This window comes from Bradyrhizobium sp., from assembly GCF_049512235.1.
In the GTDB taxonomy this organism is placed as follows: domain Bacteria; phylum Pseudomonadota; class Alphaproteobacteria; order Rhizobiales; family Xanthobacteraceae; genus Bradyrhizobium.
Genome location: NZ_JBEKXH010000471.1, coordinates 1 through 5,872, shown reverse-complemented (window position 1 = coordinate 5,872; position 5,872 = coordinate 1). Strand labels below are relative to the sequence as shown.

Below are 5,872 nucleotides of genomic sequence, written 5' to 3'. Positions count from 1 at the left end.
AGATTTTCGGCCGCGCCTCGCATGCCGGCGTCGCACCGGAGCGGGGAATCAGTTCGACCATGATCCTTGCGCTCGCGCTCGCGGACGTGAAGGCGGGTGGCTGGTTCGGCAAGGTGGTGAAAGGCAAGCGGCAGGGCACGAGCAATGTCGGCCCCGTCACCGGCGGTGACGACCAGGTGAGCCTCACGACGCGCGGAAGCCCGGGTGTCCAAGGTGGGCTGATTGCAAGAGCTCGCTGGCATGCGACCCGACATAGGTTTCCAGCAGCGTTCGCGCCAGCCGGTTCTGGATACGGATTTCGCTGACCAGCGCCAGAACCGTGGTGTTTCGGGGCTGTCAAACAATGTAAAAATATTCTTGTTGCCTTTTTGTTCGAATCAGTCTACAACCACGTTGTCTTATCCCAGATGAGGGGCGTATCGCGATCGTCATGAAACGCGGGATGAGATGCGGTGGACGCGGCAGCGTCAGGCGTGCAGTGGGTCGCAGGGCGAGGGGGCGCTATGCCCAGCAGTGAGCGATACCTGGCATGATAGACGACGGCGCTGCAGCGTACGGGGAAGGCGTGTGGTCCTGGCACCCAATGCTGGTGTCAAGTCTTTGGAGGTTTCGTGCGGCTCAACCGGGTCGGGCAAACCGTTAATCCGAAGGCGACGGTAGCAATAGAGCTTATCTTGCCGGGGAGAGCACGTTGATAAACCGTAAAACCATTGCGTGGGGAATGCCGGATGATCCGGTGCCTCGCTGTACCTCGTGTGCGTACGGCCGTTTTCTTGCACACGGGCCGCGGGTGCCTCTGGGCATCGCGGCATTCCCCGCGCCCTCTGTTATCTCGAGGGCGAGACGTTCTAGCAAAAGCCCGGGCGCGTCGCGCCGCGGGGCGTTTATTTGCGTCTGGAACGGGTCCGTATACAATAAGCCTGAGCAAGAACAATCATCGATGAGGGAGAGAATCTGATGAGCTTTTCGCGACGCGCGCTGTTGAAGGCCTCGGTCGCCTCGACGGCTCTCGGCGGCCTCGGCGCGCCGCTGGTCGCCCGCGCGCAAGCCGCCGAATTCGCCTACAAATTTGCCAACAACCTGCCGGACTCGCACCCGCTCAACGCCCGTGCCAAGGAGATGTCGGACGCGATCAGGAGCGAGAGCCAGGGCCGTTTCGACCTGCAGATTTTCCCGAATAACCAGCTCGGCTCCGACACCGACATGCTGAGCCAGATCCGCTCCGGCGGCGTCGAATTCTTCACGCTGTCGGGCCTGATCCTGGCCACGCTGGTGCCGGCGGCCTCGATCAACGGCATCGGCTTTGCGTTTGCGGATTATCCCACGGTCTGGAAGGCCATGGACGGCGATCTCGGCGCCTATGTGCGCGGCCAGATCACCAAGGCCAATCTCGTGGTCATGGACAAGATCTGGGACAACGGCTTTCGCCAGACCACGTCGTCGACCAGGCCGATCAACACCCCCGAAGATTTCAAGGGCTTCAAGATCCGGGTGCCGGTTTCGCCGCTGTGGACCTCGATGTTCAAGGCGTTCGACGCCTCGCCCGCCTCGATCAATTTCAGCGAAGTCTATTCGGCGCTGCAGACCAGAATCGTCGAAGGCCAGGAAAATCCGCTGGCGTTGATCTCGACCGCGAAGCTGTACGAAGTGCAGAAATATTGTTCGCTAACCAATCACATGTGGGACGGCTTCTGGTTTCTCGCCAATCGTCGCGCCTGGGAGAAGCTGCCCGAGGACCTGCGCACGATCGTCGCCAAAAACATCAACGCCGCGGCGTTGAAGGAGCGCGGCGATACCGAAAAGCTGAATGCCACGGTGCGTGAAGAACTCACCGGCAAGGGGCTCGTCTTCAACGCGCCCGTCGCCGCGCCGTTCCGCGAAAAGCTGCGTTCGGCCGGCTTCTATGCCGAGTGGAAGGGTAAATACGGCGATCAGGCCTGGGAGCTCCTGGAGAAATCCGTCGGCAAGCTGTCGTAACCGGCGGCAAGGCACGTCATGGCCCACGCCGAAGTTTCGCGGACAGGAGCGGGCGAAGTGGCTGTCGAGGCCCCTCGCCCGCGCAGGCTGGCGCAGTCGCTTGAACTCTGGCTCGCGATGCTGGTCGAAATTCCGGCGGCGCTTCTGGTCGTAGCCGAGATCGTCATCCTGTTCGCCGGGGTGGTCGCGCGTTACGGCCTGCGCAGCCCGCTGATCTGGTCGGATGAACTGGCGTCGATATTGTTCCTGTGGCTGGCCATGCTCGGCGCCGCGGTGGCCTTTCGCCGTTCCGAGCACATGCGCATGACCGCCATCGTCGGCAGCGCCCGGCCGGCGGTGCGCGCCTGGCTCGACCTGGTCGCGACCTCAGCGGCGCTGGCATTTCTGCTGCTGGTGGCGTGGCCGGCTTACGACTATGCCTATGAGGAAAGTTTCATCACCACCCCGGCGCTGCAAATCTCCAACGCCTGGCGCGCCGTGGCGCTTCCGGCCGGTATCGGCCTGATGGCGCTGTTTGCCGTGCTGCGGCTGGCACGGGCCGGCGATCTCAGGGTCGTGCTGGGCGCGGTGCTGTCCGTTGCCTTGCTGATGGCGCTGTTCTGGCTGGCGCAGCCCTGGCTGCGTCCGCTCGGCAATCTCAACCTCGTCATCTTCTTTGTCGGCGTCGCCGGCTTTTGCGTGTTCTCAGGTGTGCCGATCGCCTTCGCCTTCGGGCTTTCGATCTTCGGCTATCTGGCGCTGACGACGCGGACGCCGCTGATGGTGCTGGTCGGCCGCATGGACGAGGGCATGAGCCACCTGATCCTGCTGTCGGTGCCGCTGTTCGTGTTCCTCGGGCTTTTGATCGAGATGACCGGCATGGCGCGCGCCATGGTGGCCTTTCTGGCCAGCCTGCTCGGACACGTCCGTGGCGGCCTGCATTACGTATTGGTCGGCGCGATGTACCTGGTCTCCGGCATCTCCGGCTCCAAGGCCGCCGACATGGCGGCGGTGGCGCCGGTGCTGTTTCCGGAAATGAAGGCGCGCGGCGCCCGGCCCGGCGATCTCGTCGCCCTGCTCGCGGCCACCGGCGCGCAGACCGAAACCATTCCACCCAGTCTGGTGCTGATTACGATCGGTTCGGTGACCGGCGTTTCGATCTCGGCCTTGTTTACCGGCGGACTGCTGCCGGGCGTGGTGCTGGCGATTACGCTGTCGGCACTGGTGTGGTGGCGCTACCGCGGCGAGGATCTGAGCCACGTCAAACGTGCCCGCGGCGGCGAGATCCTCAAGACATTTGCCGTCGCCCTGCCCGCGCTGGCGCTGCCGTTTGTGATCCGCGCCGCCGTGGTCGAAGGGGTTGCGACCGCTACCGAAGTATCCACCATCGGGATCGTCTACGGTCTCGTCATCGGGCTAGTGGTCTATCGCCGTTTCGACTGGGGACGCCTGGTGCCGATGTTGATCGAGACGGCCTGCCTTTCAGGGGCGATCCTGCTGATCATCGGTACCGCCACCGGCATGGCCTGGGGATTGACGCAATCCGGCTTTTCCCGCGCCCTGGCAGCCGGGATGACCGGCCTGCCCGGCGGCTCCGCGGCCTTCATCGCGGTATCCATTGCAGCCTTCATGGTCCTGGGCAGCGTGCTCGAGGGCATTCCGGCGATCGTGCTGTTCGGCCCCTTGTTGTTTCCGATCGCACGCGCGGTCGGCGTCCACGAGGTGCATTATGCGATGATCATTATTCTCGCCATGGGCATCGGATTGTTCGCGCCGCCGTTCGGAGTAGGCTACTATGCCGCCTGCGCCATCGGGCGGGTCGATCCCGCCGAGGGGATCCGGCCGATCTGGGGTTATCTGCTGGCCCTGCTGATAGGCCTGATCGTGGTGGCGATTTTTCCCTGGATATCGATCGGATTCCTGTAGGCGACAGAAAGAAGAAGGTGGCCCATGAGCGGGAAGCAAAATCAATACAATATCGGATTGGACAAGACGCCTGCCAACTTCGTCGCCTTGACGCCACTCAGTTTTCTGAAGCGCACGGCCGCCATCTATCCCGATCATGTCAGCGCCGTCTACGAGGGCCGCGCCTTCTCCTGGTCCGAAACCTATGCGCGCTGCCGGCGCTTTGCCTCCTATCTGGCGACGCACGACATAGGTAACGGTGACACCGTCGCGGCCATGCTGCCGAACGTCCCGGCGATGAACGAGGTGCACTTTGCGGTTCCGATGGCGGGCGCAGTGCTCAATGCGCTCAACATCAGGCTCGATCCGCCCTCCATCGCCTTCCAGCTCGATCATGGCGGCGCCAAGATCATCCTGGTCGATCCGGAATTTTCCGATGTGATCTCCGAAGCACTGACGCTGATGCAGGGCGCAAAGCCATTCGTCATCGACGTCGACGATGCGGCTTACGCCGGCGGCAAGCGCATTGGCGAGATCGAATACGAAGCGGCGGTGGCGCAAGGCGATCCCGGCTTCACCGCGCGGCTGCCCGAAGATGAATGGGACGCCATCGCGCTTGGCTATACGTCGGGAACGACCGGCAATCCCAAGGGCGTCGTGACCCACCATCGCGGCGCCTACCTCAACGCCGTCAGCAACATCCTTGCCGGCCAGCTCGGCCAGCATCCGGTCTATCTCTGGACCCTGCCGATGTTCCACTGCAATGGCTGGTGCTTTCCCTGGACCATGGCGGCGGCGGCCGGCATCAATGTCTGCCTGCGCAAGGTCGAACCCACGAAGATTTTCGAATTGATCAAAAAGCACGGCGTCACCCACATGGCGGGAGCGCCGATCGTCTATAACACCCTGATCAACGCGCCGGACGCGCCGAAGGGCAAAGCCGGCTGACCGAAGTCTATGGCCCGGCATCGGTCTGCGCGGAACAGCCGGGCTGGGACAACCTGCCGGCCGACCAGCGCGCGCAACTCAAACGCCGTCAGGGCGTGCCCTACCCGCTGCAGGAAGCTGTCAGCGTGCTCGATCCCGAAACCATGCGCGAGGTGCCGCGCGACGGCGAAACCATCGGCGAGGTGATGTTTCGCGGCAATATCGTGATGAAGGGTTATCTCAAGAACGACAAAGCCACGAGGGAAGCCTTTGCCGGCGGCTGGTTCCACACCGGCGATCTCGGTGTGCTCGACGCGCACGGCTATGTCATCATCAAGGATCGCTCCAAGGACATCATCATATCGGGGGGTGAAAATATCTCATCGGTCGAGGTCGAGGACGTGCTCTTCAAACACCCGGCGGTGCTGTTCGCGGCCGTGGTGGCAAAACCGGACGGCAAATGGGGCGAAGTGCCCTGCGCCTTCATCGAATTGAAGGAAAACGCGCACGCCACCGAGGCCGAGATCATCGCCTTTTGCCGCAGCCACATGTCGGGCTTCAAGACGCCGAAGGCCGTGGTGTTCGGCCCGATTCCCAAAACCTCGACCGGAAAGATCCAAAAGTTCATGCTGCGCAACCAGGTCGATTCGGCCAAGGCGATTTCGGCCTGAGCAGCCGGGAACGGGCAACCTCCCACGATGGCGGCCGGTGCGGGCGGCACCGTCGTGGCGGCGTTCATTTGTCGCTGCTTAGAAACTCGTCCGGTACCTGGCCAAACCAGCGCAGCGCGTGCCTTTGGTTGAATTTTCCCTTTTCGAAATCGCTGGTGCGGCTGAACGCGACGGCGCCGACGTGCCCGAAGAACTGCCACAGCCCCCGCGCCGTCTGGATCGCGGCCGCGGGGGTCGCGCAGTCGACGGGCTCACCGGCAATAAGGCTCCCATCGGTGAGATCAAAGGCCAACGCTACAAAACGAGTGATTTCGGTCATCGATGCCCGTCCCGCAACGCCAGTCAGCTCATATAATGTGCCCGCTTGATGCAGGATTATAGTTCAGGATCGCCGAAAGCGGCCGGGTGATGTT

3 protein-coding genes and 2 pseudogenes are annotated in these 5,872 nt (G+C 62.9%); 4 read left to right on the top strand and 1 reads right to left on the bottom strand.

Annotated elements, in window-relative coordinates; all coding sequences use genetic code 11:
* From ABSG20_RS29735 to ABSG20_RS29720, 4 genes and pseudogenes are all read left to right on the top strand, one after another.
* A pseudogene (locus ABSG20_RS29735) lies at positions 1-170 on the top strand (M20/M25/M40 family metallo-hydrolase); the annotation flags it as partial.
* Between the two features lie 787 nt (positions 171-957).
* Positions 958-1,977: a TRAP transporter substrate-binding protein gene (locus tag ABSG20_RS29730; RefSeq protein ID WP_423868031.1), complete on the top strand. Its 1,020-nt coding sequence runs from the start codon at positions 958-960 to the stop codon at positions 1,975-1,977.
* Between the two features lie 18 nt (positions 1,978-1,995).
* On the top strand, positions 1,996-3,882 hold the full coding sequence (locus tag ABSG20_RS29725) for a TRAP transporter large permease (RefSeq protein WP_423868030.1): 1,887 nt from the start codon (positions 1,996-1,998) through the stop codon (positions 3,880-3,882).
* Between the two features lie 24 nt (positions 3,883-3,906).
* Positions 3,907-5,459: pseudogene (locus ABSG20_RS29720) on the top strand (acyl-CoA synthetase).
* Between the two features lie 64 nt (positions 5,460-5,523).
* Here the strand turns inward: ABSG20_RS29720 and ABSG20_RS29715 are convergent.
* Complete coding sequence (locus ABSG20_RS29715) at positions 5,524-5,778, bottom strand: hypothetical protein (RefSeq protein ID WP_423868029.1); 255 nt, start codon at positions 5,776-5,778, stop codon at positions 5,524-5,526.
* Positions 5,779-5,872 lie beyond the last annotated feature (94 nt).